The organism is Butyricicoccus intestinisimiae (assembly GCF_018918345.1).
In the GTDB taxonomy this organism is placed as follows: Bacteria; Bacillota; Clostridia; order Oscillospirales; family Butyricicoccaceae; genus Butyricicoccus_A; species Butyricicoccus_A intestinisimiae.
The window spans coordinates 18,496-35,191 of sequence record NZ_JAHLQI010000006.1 but is presented as its reverse complement, the minus strand read 5'-3'; the positions used below and the strand labels follow the sequence as shown (position 1 = coordinate 35,191).

Sequence of the window (16,696 nt, the reverse complement as noted above, 5' to 3'; positions counted from 1 at the left end):
TTCATATTGTTTCGCCGAAAAAAACACAAAATATACACGCAGCTGTTCTTTTGCACACTATATCTTGTGTTCCATTCAACTGGAACTGTCTCATATTGTAATACGGCAACCGGCAGATGTCAATAGCCTGCACGGCTCTTGTGGTGGGCAGGAATATGCAGGAATCATTCCTATTTTTTGCTTTTCTCCTGCATTGCAGCGGCGGCATGAGAAATAGTTTTCCACAGAATTTCCCATGCCGCCCCGCAGAATTCCCAATGGTTAAGCGCAGAATCACTGAGAGATCCGGGAATCTCACAACTTTATTTTCGCTCGGATACCCAGTTTTCCACATCCGTTCATTTCTTGCAAAACGTTTGAAATTCAGCGAGAAAAAAAATTTCAATTTTATTATCCGCTCGCTCTGACACCACTACATGTTGTGGTGTCAGAGCCGGTCACAGACTCTGCTCCAAATGAGCAATATCCAGTTCCTTCCAGCTATACACGAAACAACGGCTGAGCCGACAAATTTCCTCTGTTTCCGTCTTTGCCGAATCGTCGTACACACCGACAACCGGATAACCCGCACCGGATGCCGTCACGACACAATGCAGGCTGTCCTCAAACACCGCCGTCGTGCGCTTATCCGTGCCCAGCCTCTGAGTGCAGGTGTCAAAGATATACGGCAAATTTTTGCTCGTTTGCAAATCGCCGCAGGTCAGGATAAACGAAAAGTAATCCAACACACCGACGCGGCGCAAAGCCGCCTCGACCAAGGCGTGATCCGTCGCGCTCGCCACGCACATGTGTACGCCGCGCTGCTTCATCTGCTCCAGCATATCCCGCGTTCCCTCTTTGAGCGGCGCACGCAGGCGATAATCGTCCTCAATCATGTGATTGATGCGTGTACAAATCTCCTCTTGCGATTGCTGCACGCCATAGTCGCTGCGAAAATAGTCCGCCGCCTCCGGCAAAGTCATCGTTTTGATGCGCAGCGCCAACTGCTCTACATCCGGCACGGCAATGTGCTGTTGTTCCAGATACCGCGTGCCGACCGACGCCCAATACGGCATGGAGTCGAGCAGCGTGCCGTCCAAATCAAAAATTGCGCCGGTCAGTTTCACGCTTCCACCAGCTTTCGCGCCTGCGCAAGCAGCTGTGCCGTTGCCTGTTCAATGTTCGGCGCTGCAAAGATGCCCGAGACAATGGCAACGCCATCTACACCGGTGCCGCGCAGCTCCAGCATATTATCCAGCTTGACGCCGCCAATGGCTGTAATCGGAATGGTCACGCTGTCGCAAATGTCCTTGATGTCCTGCCAAGTCAGCGGCTTTGCTTCGGACTTGGTGCCCGTCGCATGAACCGCACCGACACCAAGATAATCGGCACCGCGCTTTTGCGCGAGCAGCGCTTCTTCGACATTGTGAGCGGAAACACCGATGATCTTATCTTCGCCGAGCAAAGCACGCACATCTCCCGCCTCCATATCGTCCTGACCGACATGAACGCCGTCTGCGCCGCTCTCCAAACACGCCTGCACGTCATCGTTGATGATGCACATTACGCCGTATCTGTGACACAGCTTGACAATTTCCTTTGCTTCTGCGACAAAATCTTCATGATTCAGACCCTTTTCACGAATCTGCACGATGGTTGCGCCGCCCTTCAGGCACTCCTCCACCTGTTCATACAAGGTGCGCGCGCCGACCCATGCGCGATCTGTCACTGCATACAGCAGCATGGCATCTTTGACTGCCTGTTTTCTGTTATCGAATTTCAACGTTCATTCCTCCCTGTAATGTCTCTGCATCCATCAAGCTGATGGCATCCATCAGATAGACGCGGAACGAGCCGGTTCCCAATCCCTGCTCCTTTGTTTTTTGATACGCAATGTCTCCGGCGACGCCCATCGCGGCGGTTGCCGCCGCTGCCGCCTCGAGAATGTTGTCCGGATTGCCGCCGCAATACGCCGCTGTCAGCGCGGACAGCATGCAGCCGGTTCCCGTGACACAAGACATCATCGGATGACCATTGCGGCAAATGTACGCCCGCTCCGGCGATGCAATGATGTCAATGGCGCCGCTCACAGACACAACTGCACCGAGCTTGGCACTGAGCTGCTTGAAAAATTCTACACGTTCCTGCAGGTTTTCCTCTGTCACCGCATCTGCCGCGCCGGCATCAACGCCTTTGGTGTTAGACGCTGCACCGCCGACGGCAAGCAGCTCCGACACGTTGCCGCGCACGACGGAAAACCGATACTGCGCAAAAAAGTCGCGCAGCGTTTCCATGCGGTACGTCGAGGCGCCTGCGCCGACCGGATCGAGAACAACCGGAATCTCCGCTTGGTTGGCCGCCGCAATGGCGCGATGCATGGCGAGAACGGTGTGACTGTTTAAATTTCCGATATTGATATCTAAGCCATCCGCCTGAGACGCAATTTCTGCTGCCTCCTGCTCAGCCTCCGCCATCGTCGGAGACGCGCCGCATGCCAGCACAATATTGGCACAGTCATTGGTGGTAATGTAATTGGTGATGCAGTGTGTCAGCGGCTTTTTCAGTCGCACGTTTTGCAAAATTTCTTCAAACATATATCAATTTCCTTTTCTATTTGATGATGAAAACATAGAACAAGTCTTAGTATATCGCTGTCTGTCACTGTCTGTCAAATACTTTGACAAGGATTCTGCCCAGTGGTATCATAGAATCAATCGTTTCACAGAAAGGTTTTCTATACATATGGATATTTCCGCATTATACACGCAGATTGCCGTCATGTTTCTGCTCATCGGTGTCGGTGCAGTCTGTTACAAATATAAGCTCGTGACAGATACCGGCTCCGGACAGATGTCTGCGCTTCTCATCAATTTCGCTGCTCCCGCCATTATCATCCATTCTTTTTGCCGTGCCTTTGATCGAGCCATGCTCGGCAAACTCATCATTTCGTTTGTGCTTTCTCTGGTGCTGCTCGGCATCAGCATCGGCATTGCTGCGCTTGTCTTTCACAAAGATACCGCAGATTACGCCGACAAACGCATGTGCGTCATTTTCTCCAACAATGGTTTTATGGCATTGCCCTTATTGCAGGCGTTATACGGAGATGACGGCGTATTTATCGGTTCCATCAATATCGTTGCCACCAACATCGTCATTTGGACGTTTGGCGTCTGGCTGCTGACGCGCGCGGGCAATCGCGGCAAAGTTCGTCTGAGCTGGCAAAAAATCCTGTTGAATCCCGGAACCATTGGCTTTTTCATCGGATTGGCAATTTTCCTGACATCGACAAATCTCCCTGCCGTTTTGGATGAACCGATTACTTTTTTGGGCAACTTGAATACGCCGCTTGCCATGATTGTTCTCGGCGTCTATCTCGCACAAAGCAATCTGCTCGACATCATTAAAGACCGCTCGGTGTATTTGGTCTGCCTGCTCCGTCTTTTGGTCATTCCGCTCATCACCATCGCATTGATGTGGATATTGCGGGTGAACAGCGATATTGCCAATGTCTTGATTATCAGCATTGCGACACCGTGCGCCGTGGCATCCTCCATGTTTGCCCAGCTGTACGGCACCAACTACCGCTATTCCAGCCGTCTGATTGCTTTTTCCACCCTGCTCTCTGCGGTCACGATGCCGGTCATGCTGAGTCTGTGTGCACTGTTTGCTGTATAATCGTATATGTACCGAAAGCTGTCGATGAGACAGCTTTCTTTTTTTGTCTATGCGATGGTTCCGGACACGGTCAGTGTACTGGTGCTCGGCGTGACAATCCACGCGCCGGTCTGTGCATCCTGCGTGTACGCTGCCGCAGGGACGAGCAGTTTTCCTGCCACCGTTGCAAAATTTCCCGCCGCATCATAGGTGTAATCAGTGCCCTGTGCCCAAGCCGCACCGTTATATGTCACCGTCAAATCTCTGAGAATCGGAGCAAATACATCGGAAATAATCGCTGCGTCCGCTGCCGTAACCGGCGCATTTCCCGTGTTCTGAATGTCAAACGTATACGTCAATCGTCCATTCTCTGCAACCGGTACCGGTGCCACAGCCTTGGCAATCGAAAGAATCGGTGTCACCTGTGCAGCAACGGTTTCCTGTGCCGTCACCGGTGTGATGGTGTCGCCGGTAATCGTCGCCGTGTTGGTAATGGATGCTTCCACGCCCGGCGGCGCATACGGTGTGGTTTTTGTCTCATAGATGAGAACGGCATCTCCGCCCGCCGGAACCGAAATGCCGGAAATCACCAGCGGCGGTCCGGCGGTGACTGTCGGTTTCGCCTGTAAAATGCCGTTGCTGTAATATTGAATGGAAGGCGCGATATACTCTAACGGATATACGGTTTCCGCCGGCGTGCCGAATGCATATGCCCCCAGATCGTCCGAAACCGTGAGTCCCGTCCACGCAGCCGCACCGGCATTGCGCAGACTGATGACATACGTGATGGTATCTCCCGCCACATATGTCTCCCGCACCGCCGTTTTCTGTGCGGACAATGCCTCCAAAATCTCACCGACCGCAACATTGGAATTGACCACTGAGCCATTGTATGATAACGTTGCCTGATTGGTAAACTGTGCCATCTCTTACCCCTCCTTGCCGGTCAAACGGGAACCCTGTGTTCCCTCATTCCATCTTATGCTGTATCGCATGTCCGTGCGCCTTTTTTCTGGACAGCGCACCGCTTCAATGCTATACTAAGATATCTGACAGGAGGTGTTTTGCATGGCAAAATATAAAATCGCAGATGCCCGCACAGGATTGCGTCCATTGTCCGAAAAATCAATATTGGAGGGCGTTTTTAACGGAGATTTGCGGGCGCTGGAGCTGGAAAACGGCTGTGTCATTTATGATGACGGGCGACCCAATTATCACACACGCGACGGCCGCGAATTTGCGGAGGTCATTGAAGTTCAGTCCGGAGAAATTGTCGGATATACAGAGATAACAAACGACAGCAAGTGATGAACACCTGCTGTCGTTTGTTTTTTTGCTGTTACTGAATGTCTTTGACCGGATAATCCTTATCCTCTACCGCCTTGCGCAGAACATCGTTGGAAACGTCCTTGCTCAATGTAACCACTGCGGTATCCGTGTTGTGGTCTGCGGTTGCTTCGGTCACGCCGTCAATGGCCTCCAGTGCCTTTTTGACGGTTGCCTCACAGTGCGGGCACATCATGCCCTCAATTTTCAATGTCTTGGTCATTGTCTTTTGTTCCTTTCTTGTATGTTTGATTTTTTTATCTTTCGCAGCATTGCGGATATCTAACCAATTGAGCCGCAATGCATTGGATACGACACAAAAACTGGACAAGCTCATTGCCGCCGCGCCGAACATTGGATTGAGCTCCCAGCCCAGCAGCGAGATAAACACGCCCGCCGCCAGCGGGATGCCGCACACATTATACGCAAATGCCCAGAACAGATTTTCGTGAATATTGCGCAGCGTTGCGCGGCTCAGGCGAATGGCTGCTGATACATCAAGCAATCTGCTGTTCATAAGCACAACATCCGCCGCATCCACGGCAACATCTGCGCCCGCACCAATCGCAATGCCAATATCCGCACGCGCAAGCGCCGGTGCATCGTTGATGCCGTCACCCACCATTGCCACCTTGCCGCGGCTGCGCAGCTGTCGAATCACAGCTTCTTTTCCGTCCGGCAGCACATCGGCAACAACTTCATCCACACCTGCCTGCGCGCCAATCGCTTTGGCTGTGCGTGCGTTGTCACCGGTCAGCATGACGACATGCATTCCCATATTGCGCAGCTCACGCACCGCCTGTGCGCTGTCCGGTTTGATGACATCTGCGACTGCGACAATGCCGACCAGCTGATTGCCCCTGCTGAAAAACAGCGGCGTTTTTCCCTGCTCTGCGAGCTGCTGCGCCTGTTTTTGCAGAGATGCCGGAATCTCACAAATAGTCTGCATAAATGTTCCGCTGCCGCCGTGCAGGGGAACTCCATCCAATGCGGCAGACAGTCCATGTCCCGGCAGTGCTTGAAATTCCTGCACATCCGGTGCAGATACCGCATCGTGCTGCGCCCGTTCTACAATCGCACGTGCCAGCGGATGTTCGCTCTTTTTTTCCAGAGCATATGCCAGCGTCATAACATCGCGTTCGGAGTACCCGTCTGCCGGAACCAAATCGGTAACTTTGGGCTGTCCGGATGTAATGGTACCGGTTTTATCCAGCGCAACAACGGCAACCTTTCCGGTTTCTTCGAGCGAAACAGCGGTCTTAAACAGAATGCCGTTTTTTGCACCCTTGCCGTTGCCGACCATGATGGCAACCGGCGTTGCCAAGCCCAGCGCACACGGACAACTGATAACCAAAACCGAAATGCCGCGCGCCAATGCAAAACCGAAGGTCTGTCCGACAAGCAGCCAGACAATGCAGGTCATCACGGCAATCGTGATAACCGTCGGAACAAACACACCGGACACTTTATCCGCAATTTTTGCAATCGGTGCCTTTGTCGCCGCCGCGTCACTGACCATCTGAATGATTTGCGACAGCGTCGTATCCTCGCCAACACGCAATGCCTCACATTGCAAATAGCCGGACTGATTGAGCGTCGCTGCCGACACCAAATCGCCTTCGATCTTATCTACCGGAATGCTCTCACCGGTCAGTGCAGCTTCATTGACTGCACTGCTGCCGGACAGCACCACGCCGTCAACCGGAATGGTCTCTCCCGGACGCACGACAAAAATATCGCCTTTTTGAACCTGCTCAATGGAAACCTCTACTTCTTTGCCGTCTTTCATGATGACAGCTGTTTTCGGTGCGAGCTTCATCAGTCCCTTGAGCGCATTGGTGGTTTTGCCCTTAGAACGCGCCTCCAGCATCTTTCCCACGGTAATCAGCGTCAGAATCATCGCCGCAGACTCAAAATAAAACTCGTTCATATACGTCATGACCGCAGCATCGTCTCTCTGGACAACCGCATGGGTCATCATGAACAGCGCGTACACGCTCCACACAAACGATGCCATCGAGCCGAGCGCTACCAGCGTGTCCATGTTCGGCGCCCGATGAATCAGCCCTTTGAAGCCGCTGACAAAGAATTTCTGGTTGATGACCATGACAATGCCTGCCAACAGCAATTGCACCAAGCCCATCGCCACATGATTGCCTTCAAACCACTTGGGCAGCGGCCAGCCCCACATCATATGTCCCATGGAAAAATACATCAGCACGAGCAAAAATCCAACCGATGCAATCAACCGGCGCTTGAGTACCGGCGTGTCGCGGTCTGCCAGCGCATCCATATCCATAGACGCTTGCGATGTCCCGCTCTGTGCGCCCTTGAGTGAAGCACCATAACCCGCATCCGTCACCGCTCGAATAATCTCCTGCGGTGATGCCGTGCCCTCTACACCCATGGAATTGGTCAGCAGGCTGACAGAACAGCTGGTCACGCCGGAAACCTGAGACACAGCCTTTTCCACGCGCGCACTGCATGCGGCGCAACTCATGCCGGTCACTGTATACTGTTTCATGTTATTTGTTCTCCTCAATGCTTGTGACCTTGTAGTCCGTCCACGCGAGCGCTTGCCGAATCGCATCATCGCTCACTGCACGGTCATATGACACGATGGCAATGCCCTTTTTCCAATCCGCATGCGCGACTGCGCCGTCGATTTTATCCAGCTGCTTTTCCACATGCTTGCGGCAGTTGTCGCACATCATGCCCTCAATATATACGGTTTTTTCACCGATTTTTGCGCCCTCCAGCGTCTTATGCTGTTCCGGAACAGCATCCCCGCCACCGCCGCAGCAGCCGCCTTCGCCCTTCATGTGCTTCATACCGGAGCGCGCCGCAACAACAGCGACAACAACCAGAATCGCAACAATAATGATTGTTCCCATAAACATAAACCTCCTTTATTTCATGAGCTTCTGCAAAGTCGTTACCAGCTCGTCAATCACTTCTTCATTTCCCGCCTGAATATCTTTGACGACACAGGTTCGGATGTGATTGGACAGCAGTTCCCGATTGAACGCATTCATCGCCGCTGTAACCGCCGCGGACTGTATCAAAATATCCGGACAATAGGCGCTTCGCTCCACCATACCGCGGATGCCGCGAATCTGTCCTTCGATGCGGTTGAGCCGATGAATGAGGCTTTTGTATTCTTCCTCGGAACGCTGTTTTGTTTTTTTATAGCAGCAATTTTTGTTTTCCATTTGTCTTACCTCACAGAGCTTATATACCCCCTAGGGGTACCTTGATTGTATACCCGCTATGGGTATCTGTCAATACCATCTCACAGATTTGTCCGATTGGAGCCAAGTTTGTCCAAATGGATGAAAAAAGAGCGCGGCACAAAGCCACGCTCTTAAGATACGATAGTTTCCGATTAAATATTCGGAATCAAATCCATTTCCTTTGCCACTTCAATGTTGACCGCACCGACAGCAATCTGTGCAATCGCATCGACAAAGCGCTGGATGCTGCTGAGCATCAGCGAGAAGTAATCACAAATGTCCGTGATAATGCGCTCCGGATCGTCCTTCATGTTTACCACGATGTTATGGCGCATATACACCACACCATCCTGCTCAAACAGGCCAAACTGGCCAATCGTGCAGAAATTGTTGATGATAAACAGCGCACGCTTGAGCTCCGGCAGATTGCGGGAAACGGCGTCCGAATCCACCTGCAGCATGGTCGCATGCATCTGGAACAGTGCAGTTTCTTCCCGCGCCATTTTTGCCGGCGGGAACCACATATCCACAATCACGTCCTGCTTGACCTTGCCCAAACGGCTCAGCTCCACACGGGTCATCGGCTGCTGGCCGTTTTCAGCCTCGAAGAATTCCGTGCGGAATCCATTCTGTTTGATGACATCCGCCATGCAGGAGAGAATTTTCTTCTTCAAATCTTCCATCTGTCTCTACCTCTTAGCCTTTTTTGATGCCAATATCCAGACGATAATGTGCCTTGTCAAACGAAATCTTCTTGACATCAGCATATGCCTTCTGAATGGCCTCATCCAGCGTCGGAGCGGTTGCTGTGACGCCGAGCACACGGCCTCCGTTGGTCACAATCTTGCCGTCCTTCTTGGCGGTGCCGGCATGGAAGACAACGGATTCTGTCACGGCATCGAGACCATGAATTTCCTTGCCCTTTTCATAAGCAAGCGGATAGCCGCCGGAAGCCATAACGACGCAGCAAGCAGCATTATCTGCCCACTTGATATCCATTTCATCCAGCTTGCCGTCAATCACTGCGTTCATAATATCAAACAGATCGCTGTCCAGACGGGACAGAACAGCCTGTGTCTCCGGATCACCGAAGCGGGCATTGTACTCGATAACCTTCGGTCCCTTCGGCGTCAGCATCAGACCAAAATACAGCACGCCGCTGAACGGACGGCCTTCTGCTGCCATGGCGTCGACAGTCGGGCGGAAAATCGTCTCCATGCAGGTCTGCGCAATGTCCTCGGTATAGAAGCGGGACGGAGAGAACGCACCCATGCCGCCGGTGTTCGGGCCTTCGTCATGGTCATACGCACGCTTGTGATCCTGCGCAGACGGCATGGTAGACAGGTTCTTGCCGTCTACAAATGCCAAAACCGAAACCTCCGGACCGGTCAGGAATTCCTCAATGACAACGCGCGCGCCGGCGCCGCCAAACTTGCCGTCATCAATCGCATCATGTACAGCTGCGATGGCTTCTTCCTCTGTCATGGCAACCGTAACGCCCTTGCCCAGAGCCAGACCGTCCGCCTTGATGACAATCGGCGCACCGTTTTCCTTGATATATGCAATCGCGTCCGCGCTGTTTTCAAATACAGCATAGCCTGCGGTCGGAATGTTGTACTTCTGCATCAAATCCTTGGCAAAGGACTTCGAGCCTTCGATAACTGCCGCATTCTTATGCGGGCCAAATGCACGGATGCCGACAGCTTCCAGTGCATCTACCATGCCCAGTGCGAGCGGATCATCCGGTGTGACAACAACGAGATCCGGCTTGTTTTCCTTGGAAAACGCAACAACGCCATCAATATCGGTTGCCTTGATGTCTACGCACGTGGCAACATCTGCAATGCCGCCGTTGCCCGGTGCGCACCAGATGGTGTCTACCTTCGGGCTCTTTGCCAGTGTCATGCAGACAGCATGCTCACGTCCGCCGCTGCCGATTACCAGTACTTTCATATTGGAAATCCTCCTTCTATAACTGCCAAAAGTCAGGCACGCCCAACGACGCACCTGACTTTTATTATCTTTTGCTTCTTAGTGATGGAACAGACGAATGCCGGTAAACGACATCACGATACCGTACTTGTTACAGGTATCAATTACATGGTCATCACGAATCGAGCCGCCCGGCTGTGCGATGTATGCCACACCGGACTTCTTTGCGCGCTCTACGTTGTCTCCGAACGGGAAGAATGCATCGGAACCAACCGTCACACCGGACTGCGTTGCAATCCAAGCCTTCTTTTCCTCGCGGGTCAGCGGCTCCGGCTTGACCTTAAACTTGGTCTGCCATACGCCATCTGCCAATACATCCTCGTACTCATCCGAAATAAAGACATCAATGGCATTGTCGCGATCCGGACGGCGGATGCCGTCTACGAACTGGAGACCCAGAACCTTCGGATGCTGACGCAGCATCCAGTTGTCTGCCTTATTGCCTGCCAGACGGGTGCAGTGAATACGGCTCTGCTGACCAGCGCCGACACCGATGGTCTGACCGTTCTTGACATAGCAAACCGAGTTGGACTGGGTGTACTTCAGCGTAATCAGAGAGACAATCATGTCCAGCTTTGCCTGCTTCGGCAGCTCCTTGTTCTCGGTTACGATATTGGTGAGCATGTTCTCATCAATCTTCAGGTTGTTGTGACCCTGCTCAAACGTAATGCCGAAGATGTTGCGGCGCTCAATCGGAGCCGGCTCATAGGTCGGATCGATCTGGATGACAGTGTAGCCGCCCTTGCGCTTGGTCTTGAGAATCTCCAGTGCTTCGTCAGAGTAAGACGGTGCAATGATGCCGTCGGATACCTCATACTTCAGGTATGTAGCGGTCTGGGCATCGCACTCATCGGACAGAGCAACCCAGTCGCCGTACGAGCACAGGCGGTCTGCGCCGCGTGCACGGATATATGCGCAGGCAATCGGAGACAGCTCCTCATCCGGCAGCGTGTCGGTGAAGTAAATCTGCTTCTCGACGTCGGACAGCGGATTGCCGATGGCAGCGCCTGCCGGGCTAACGTGCTTAAAGGAAGCAGCAGAAGCCATGCCCGTTGCAGCCTTCAGCTCACGTACCAGCTGCCAGCTGTTGAATGCGTCCATAAAGTTGATGTAACCCGGTCTGCCGTTGAGTACCTTGATCGGCAGTTCGCCTTCCTCCATGTAAATGCGGGATGGCTTCTGGTTTGGGTTGCAGCCATATTTCAATTCAAGCTCAGTCATTGGAAACTCCTCTCAGCAGTGCTTATTGCGGATGATGCTGGAAGCCTTGCCGGTCTCCAGATCAATAAAGCTCACGTACAGGGAAACCTTGTTTTCTTCGTTCAGGTTATCCCATACCATATCGGCAAAGGTGTTCAGATCGCCTTCGATGCGAACGGTCTCCGGCTCGCCCTCAAAGGACGGCAGCGGATTGCCATCGGTCTTGTAGGTATGGATGAAATGACCCAGACCTGCACGCGGTGCATCGTATTCAAAGAAAAAGCGCTTGTTGCAAGCCGGATCGCCGTCAAAGCTCTTGAGAATCGACAGCTCGTAAGCGCCGTTCGGCTCGACAACGCCGGAAATGCGCGGGGTGTAGTTCGGGCCGTCCGGCTCAAACTGACGGGTGCGCAGCGCTTCAATATAGCTCTTGCCTGCTGCCAGACCGTCACGAACCGTATCGGTCTGATCGCCGTTTGTGACGATGGTTGCGCCGTTGAATGCGCGAACCGGATGATAAATAATCAGGGACGGGTCCACCATCTTAGACGGATCAAACGCCTCTGTGCGGATGCCGTCCTCGGTCTCAGCGAAAATGCGATTGCGGCTGTTTTCGCTGCGGCCCATGATAAAATATGCAATCACTGCGTTTTTGTCATCTGCGCTGCGGCCCAGAACGATGCCGCGGCCCGGATAGCTGTTTTCGCGCAGCAGTGCGCCAAGATCAAAAATTTCCATGATAAAATCTTCCTTTATACCGTTGCGTGTTATTCAGAAATCGAAACAATCCCGCTGTCGGATACAGACAGCTTGCCCTCGCAAAACAGAGAAACTGCACGCGGGAGCAGGATATGCTCTGCCTGCGCCATGACGCGCTTTTGCAAAATCTCCGGCGTGTCATCCGGCTCAACCGCTACCGCTTTTTGTGCGATAATCGGGCCGCCGTCTGTGATGGCATTGACAAAGTGCACCGTAGCACCGGTTACCTTTACGCCCTTCTCGAGCGCCGCCTCATGAACATGCAGTCCATAGAAGCCATCGCCGCAGAACGACGGAATGAGTGACGGATGTACATTGATGATGCGGTTCTCAAAGTTCTTGCAGAACTCCTCGTCCAGCACGGTCATAAAACCAGCCAGAACAATCAGTCCAATGTCCTGTTCCTGCAAAAACTGCGCCAATGCGCGGCAGTATTCTGCGCCGGAGGCATAGTCCTTCTTGCGGCGCACCACGCCGGGAACGCCCGCCTGCTTGGCGCGCTCCAGCGCGTATGCCTTGTCATTGGAGGACACAACGACAGAAACTCTGCCGTTGTGAATATCCCCGCGTGCCTGTGCATCGAGAATCGCCTGTAAATTGGTTCCGCCGCCGGAGACCAGAACAGCGATATTTACCATAACTCAACTTCCTTTGCGCCGGTCTTGCACTCGCCGATGATGTAGCCGGTCTCGCCTGCTGCAGCGATTGCTTCCAGTGCCTTGTCTGCCTGCTCCTTCGGAACAGCGACAACCAGACCTGCGCCCATGTTAAAGGTGTTGTACATGTCATGCTCCGGAATCTTGCCAACTTCCTGAATCATCTTGAAGATGCCCGGGGTCGGCAGAGCAGCCTTCTCGATGGAAACGCTGATGTTGTCCGGCAGCATACGCGGAATGTTCTCATAGAAACCGCCGCCGGTGATGTGGCTCATTGCCTTGACATCTACGGATGCGATCAGAGACTGAATGGTCTTGACATAGATCTTGGTCGGAGTCAGCAGCTCTTCGCCCAGCGTCTTGCCAAACTCGGAGATGTAGCGCTGTACCGACTTCTCATTGATGCCCAGCGTCTTACGCACCAGAGAATAACCGTTGGAATGAACGCCGGAAGAAGCAACGCCGATGAGAACGTCGCCGGCTGCCAGCTTGGTGCCGTCGATCATCTTATCGCGGTCAATCAAACCAACAGAGAAGCCTGCCATGTCATACTCATCTACCGGATAGAAGCCCGGCATCTCAGCGGTCTCGCCGCCGATCAGTGCGCAGCCTGCCTGACGGCAGCCGTCTGCGATACCCTTTACCAGCTCAGCGATGCGCTCCGGATAGTTCTTGCCGACTGCAATGTAGTCGAGGAAGAACAGCGGCTTTGCGCCGCAGCATGCGATGTCGTTGACACACATAGCGACACAGTCAATACCAACCGTGTCATGCTTGTCCATCAGGAACGCCAGCTTCAGCTTGGTGCCGACGCCATCGGTGCCGGAGACCAGAATCGGGTGCTCCATTCCCTGTACCGGCGGTTCAAACATGCCGCCGAAGCCGCCGATCGAACCGAGTACGCCAGGAATATAAGTGCTTTCGACAAACGGCTTCATCTTTTTGACAGCTTCATAACCTGCAGTAACATCTACACCTGCTGCCTTGTAACTTTCAGAACGACTATTAACCATTTTCACCAATCCCACTTTCAAAAATATTCTTTTCAACGGTGTCCGGAACTTCGATCGGATATTCTCCGCTGAAGCATCCGTTGCAGAAGCCGCACGTTGCGCCCACTGCAATTTTGTTTGTTGCCTCCAGAGACAGATAACCCAGAGAGTCCACGCCGATCAGCTCACGGATTTCCTCTACCGTTCTGCCATACGCAATCAGGTACTCCCGATCCGGTACGTCTGTGCCGAAGAAGCACGGATGCAGGAACGGAGGAGACGAGATGCGCATATGCACTTCCTTTGCGCCGGCATCCTTGAGGATTTTTACCAGACGCGCACAGGTCGTGCCGCGAACGATGGAGTCATCCACGAGGATGACGCGCTTTCCCTCCAGATTGTTCCGGAGAGCATTCAGCTTGATGCGAACAGAGCGCTCGCGCTTGTCCTGACCAGGCTGAATAAAGGTTCGGCCGATATATTTGTTTTTAATCAGGCCTACATCATATGGAATACCTGACGCCTTGGAATAACCAATCGCTGCCGGAATGCCGCTGTCCGGCACACCAACGACGACATCTGCATCCACCGGATATTCCTCTGCCAGATACCGACCAGCTTCCTGACGGGCAAAGGCAACGGACGCGCCGTCTACGACGGAATCCGGACGGGCAAAATAGATATATTCAAAGACACAGGTCGTATGATCACATTTGATATCGCATTTCATCGAGCGCAACTCGCCATCTTCGATAACGATCAGCTCGCCCGGCTCAATGTCACGAATAAAGGTTGCACCCAGTGCATCCAGCGCACAGGACTCCGATGCAACCACATAGGAATGCATCAGCTTGCCGATGCACAGCGGACGGAATCCGTGCGGATCACGCGCTGCAATCAGCTTGCGCGGAGACATGATGGCAAGGGAATACGCGCCCTCAATCTTGCCCATCGCATGAAGCACTGCCTGCTCAATGCTGCCGCACTTGAGACGCTCGCGCACGATGGTGTATGCCAGCACCTCGGTATCACTGGAAGAACGGAAAATACCGCCGTCCAGCTCGATTTGTCTGCGCAGCTTGCCCGCGTTGACGAGGTTGCCGTTGTGCGTGATGGCAAGGTTGCCCTTGCAGTGAGTAATACATACCGGCTGTGCGTTTTCGCGCGACGGATGACCGGTTGTGGAGTAACGGACATGTCCTACCGCAATGGTGCCCGGCATGCCGTCCAAAATCTTCTGATTGAACACTTCGTTGACCAGTCCAATGTCCTTATGACACTTGATAACACCGTTGTTGTTGACAGCGATGCCGCATGCCTCCTGTCCTCTGTGCTGCAATGCAAACAGAGCGGTGTAGGCATCATGTGCCGGACTGATCTTGCCAATATCTTCTTTGTTGACGTAAACGCCAAACACGCCGCATTCTTCATGCAGCTTTGCCTGTCCGTCAAACGGCGTGCAGGCCACTTTTCTCATTTTATACTTCATAAAATCCTTCATTCAAAAGCCAAGCGATGGATACTTTGTTGTAAATTAACTGCAATGGATGCGTTCCAGCCGATCCAGAATTTCCTGATAGGCATCTATGGTATTGCTCAAATCGCGGCGAAAGCGGTCTTTTCCCAGCTTTCTGCCAGTCTCGGCATCCCACAAGCGGCTGGTATCCGGAGAGATTTCATCCGCCAGCACAATCGAGCCGTCCGGCAGACAGCCAAATTCCAGCTTGCAGTCGATCAGGCGAATTCCCGCCCGAAGCAGCTGCTGCTTTAAGATTTTGTTGATGCGGAACGCCAGCCGGTCTATTTCGTCCAGCATTTCCGGTGTGCACAGCTCCAGCGCAAATACATGAAATCGGTTAATCATCGGATTGCCGAGCAGCGCCGCCTTATAGCGGTATTCCAGCACCGGAGAACGGAGACGTGTGCCCTCCGGCTGTCCAATCAACGTAGACAGCTTGCCGGCAACGACATTGCGAACGATAATCTCCAGCGGAATCATGCGCACCCTTCGGACGACAGTTTCCCGTTCGGACATCTGCCGCACCAGATGCGTCGGAACGCCTTCGCGTTCGAGCATCCGCATGACCGCATTGGAGATATGATTGTTGACCGCACCTTTTTCATCTTTATAGGCAACGATGAGACGCGCCGGATCGTTGGTCGCATATACTTTTTTGGATTTTCCCTCGTACAGCAAATCTTGTTTTTCCATGCGGTCCCTCCTGCCTCAAACAATCGGTGCTTTTTGTTTACTTCGCGAATTGCGCGCGAATCTTCGCGTCCTTTGCCTCAACCTTCTGCGCCATCTCAGCCTTGAATGCGTCCAGCTTGGAAGCCAGCTCCGGCTCACTCAGAGCCAGCATCTGAACAGCGAGGATTGCGGCGTTCTCCGCACCATTTACACCAACAGTGGCAACCGGAATACCGGACGGCATCTGAACAATGGAGAGCAGGCTGTCCAAACCGTCCATGAACGAGGACTTGATCGGAACACCGATAACCGGAAGGGTTGTCTGTGCAGCCAGCACACCGCCCAGATGCGCTGCCTTGCCGGCTGCCGCGATGATGACACCGTAGCCGTCTGCTGCTGCGTTCTTGGACAGAGCCTCTGCAGCTGCCGGTGTACGGTGTGCGGATACGATGCGAACATCATACGGCACGCCGAAGGCATCCAGCTTGTTGACGCAGCCCTCCATTACCTTCAGATCGCTGTCAGAACCCATAACAATGCATACTTTTTTCATAATCATGCTCCTTTATGATACTGATCCAAACTGAGATTCGACAAAAACAACAGGACACCGTATTTTGCGTATACGATGTCCTGTTTAATCATTGCTTTATTCTCCAGTGATCCCCAGCCATACAGACGCAGAAAGTCCGCGACGAAAACCCTGCTGTGCGC

Annotated in this window: 18 protein-coding genes; 2 read left to right on the top strand and 16 right to left on the bottom strand. The window is 53.1% G+C overall.

Annotated elements, in window-relative coordinates:
• Positions 1–437 precede the first annotated feature (437 nt).
• From KQI75_RS10740 to thiM, 3 genes are read right to left on the bottom strand one after another with little or no spacing between them, the layout of a single operon-like run.
• On the bottom strand, positions 438–1,106 hold the full coding sequence (locus KQI75_RS10740; RefSeq protein WP_216470803.1) for an HAD family hydrolase: 669 nt from the start codon (positions 1,104–1,106) through the stop codon (positions 438–440).
• Complete coding sequence (gene thiE, locus KQI75_RS10735) at positions 1,103–1,762, bottom strand: thiamine phosphate synthase (protein ID WP_330655568.1); 660 nt, start codon at positions 1,760–1,762, stop codon at positions 1,103–1,105. Before thiE ends, KQI75_RS10740 begins: the two co-directional genes overlap by 4 nt.
• A complete protein-coding gene (gene thiM, locus KQI75_RS10730; protein WP_216470802.1) occupies positions 1,749–2,573 on the bottom strand; it encodes a hydroxyethylthiazole kinase in 825 nt (274 codons plus the stop codon). Before thiM ends, thiE begins: the two co-directional genes overlap by 14 nt.
• A 148-nt stretch (positions 2,574–2,721) precedes the next feature.
• Between thiM and KQI75_RS10725 the strand changes: the two genes are divergently transcribed.
• Positions 2,722–3,654, top strand: a complete 933-nt coding sequence (locus KQI75_RS10725) for an AEC family transporter (RefSeq protein ID WP_216470801.1) — start codon at positions 2,722–2,724, stop codon at positions 3,652–3,654.
• Positions 3,655–3,701: 47 nt separating this feature from the next.
• Here KQI75_RS10725 and KQI75_RS10720 read toward each other — a convergent pair whose 3' ends face one another.
• Positions 3,702–4,559, bottom strand: a complete 858-nt coding sequence (locus KQI75_RS10720; RefSeq protein WP_216470800.1) for a DUF11 domain-containing protein — start codon at positions 4,557–4,559, stop codon at positions 3,702–3,704.
• Positions 4,560–4,701: 142 nt separating this feature from the next.
• Here KQI75_RS10720 and KQI75_RS10715 point away from each other — a divergent pair, with 142 nt between their 5' ends.
• Entirely contained in the window at positions 4,702–4,941 is a 240-nt protein-coding gene (locus tag KQI75_RS10715; RefSeq protein ID WP_216470799.1) for a hypothetical protein, read from the top strand.
• A 31-nt stretch (positions 4,942–4,972) separates the two neighbouring features.
• On the opposite strand, the gene KQI75_RS10710 is transcribed toward KQI75_RS10715, so the two are convergent.
• The 12 genes from KQI75_RS10710 to purE form a co-directional block, all read right to left on the bottom strand.
• Positions 4,973–7,483 carry a heavy metal translocating P-type ATPase gene (locus tag KQI75_RS10710; RefSeq protein WP_216470798.1) on the bottom strand — a complete coding sequence of 837 codons (2,511 nt, stop codon included), beginning with the start codon at positions 7,481–7,483 and terminating at the stop codon, positions 4,973–4,975.
• A 1-nt stretch (position 7,484) separates the two neighbouring features.
• Positions 7,485–7,853, bottom strand: a complete 369-nt coding sequence (locus KQI75_RS10705) for a heavy-metal-associated domain-containing protein (protein ID WP_216470797.1) — start codon at positions 7,851–7,853, stop codon at positions 7,485–7,487.
• A 15-nt stretch (positions 7,854–7,868) separates the two neighbouring features.
• Positions 7,869–8,171 (bottom strand): metal-sensing transcriptional repressor, encoded by a 303-nt coding sequence (locus tag KQI75_RS10700; protein WP_216470796.1) that lies wholly within the window; start codon positions 8,169–8,171, stop codon positions 7,869–7,871.
• A gap of 173 nt (positions 8,172–8,344) precedes the next feature.
• Entirely contained in the window at positions 8,345–8,875 is a 531-nt protein-coding gene (locus KQI75_RS10695; protein ID WP_216470795.1) for a hypothetical protein, read from the bottom strand.
• Positions 8,876–8,888: 13 nt separating this feature from the next.
• Positions 8,889–10,145 carry a phosphoribosylamine--glycine ligase gene (purD, locus tag KQI75_RS10690; protein WP_216470794.1) on the bottom strand — a complete coding sequence of 419 codons (1,257 nt, stop codon included), beginning with the start codon at positions 10,143–10,145 and terminating at the stop codon, positions 8,889–8,891.
• A gap of 78 nt (positions 10,146–10,223) precedes the next feature.
• Positions 10,224–11,405 (bottom strand): phosphoribosylaminoimidazolecarboxamide formyltransferase, encoded by a 1,182-nt coding sequence (locus tag KQI75_RS10685; protein ID WP_216470793.1) that lies wholly within the window; start codon positions 11,403–11,405, stop codon positions 10,224–10,226.
• A gap of 12 nt (positions 11,406–11,417) precedes the next feature.
• Positions 11,418–12,122 carry an IMP cyclohydrolase gene (locus tag KQI75_RS10680; protein WP_216470792.1) on the bottom strand — a complete coding sequence of 235 codons (705 nt, stop codon included), beginning with the start codon at positions 12,120–12,122 and terminating at the stop codon, positions 11,418–11,420.
• Between the two features lie 29 nt (positions 12,123–12,151).
• Positions 12,152–12,781 carry a phosphoribosylglycinamide formyltransferase gene (gene purN, locus KQI75_RS10675; RefSeq protein ID WP_216470791.1) on the bottom strand — a complete coding sequence of 210 codons (630 nt, stop codon included), beginning with the start codon at positions 12,779–12,781 and terminating at the stop codon, positions 12,152–12,154.
• Positions 12,775–13,812 (bottom strand): phosphoribosylformylglycinamidine cyclo-ligase, encoded by a 1,038-nt coding sequence (gene purM / locus KQI75_RS10670; protein WP_216470790.1) that lies wholly within the window; start codon positions 13,810–13,812, stop codon positions 12,775–12,777. The genes purN and purM overlap by 7 nt, the downstream gene beginning before the upstream one ends.
• Complete coding sequence (gene purF, locus KQI75_RS10665; RefSeq protein WP_216470789.1) at positions 13,805–15,280, bottom strand: amidophosphoribosyltransferase; 1,476 nt, start codon at positions 15,278–15,280, stop codon at positions 13,805–13,807. The genes purM and purF overlap by 8 nt, the downstream gene beginning before the upstream one ends.
• A 45-nt stretch (positions 15,281–15,325) precedes the next feature.
• The gene (locus KQI75_RS10660) at positions 15,326–16,003 is read right to left on the bottom strand and encodes a phosphoribosylaminoimidazolesuccinocarboxamide synthase (protein ID WP_216470788.1); all 678 of its coding nucleotides are present in this window, start codon (positions 16,001–16,003) and stop codon (positions 15,326–15,328) included.
• A gap of 37 nt (positions 16,004–16,040) precedes the next feature.
• Positions 16,041–16,535 carry a 5-(carboxyamino)imidazole ribonucleotide mutase gene (purE, locus tag KQI75_RS10655; protein WP_216470787.1) on the bottom strand — a complete coding sequence of 165 codons (495 nt, stop codon included), beginning with the start codon at positions 16,533–16,535 and terminating at the stop codon, positions 16,041–16,043.
• Positions 16,536–16,696 lie beyond the last annotated feature (161 nt).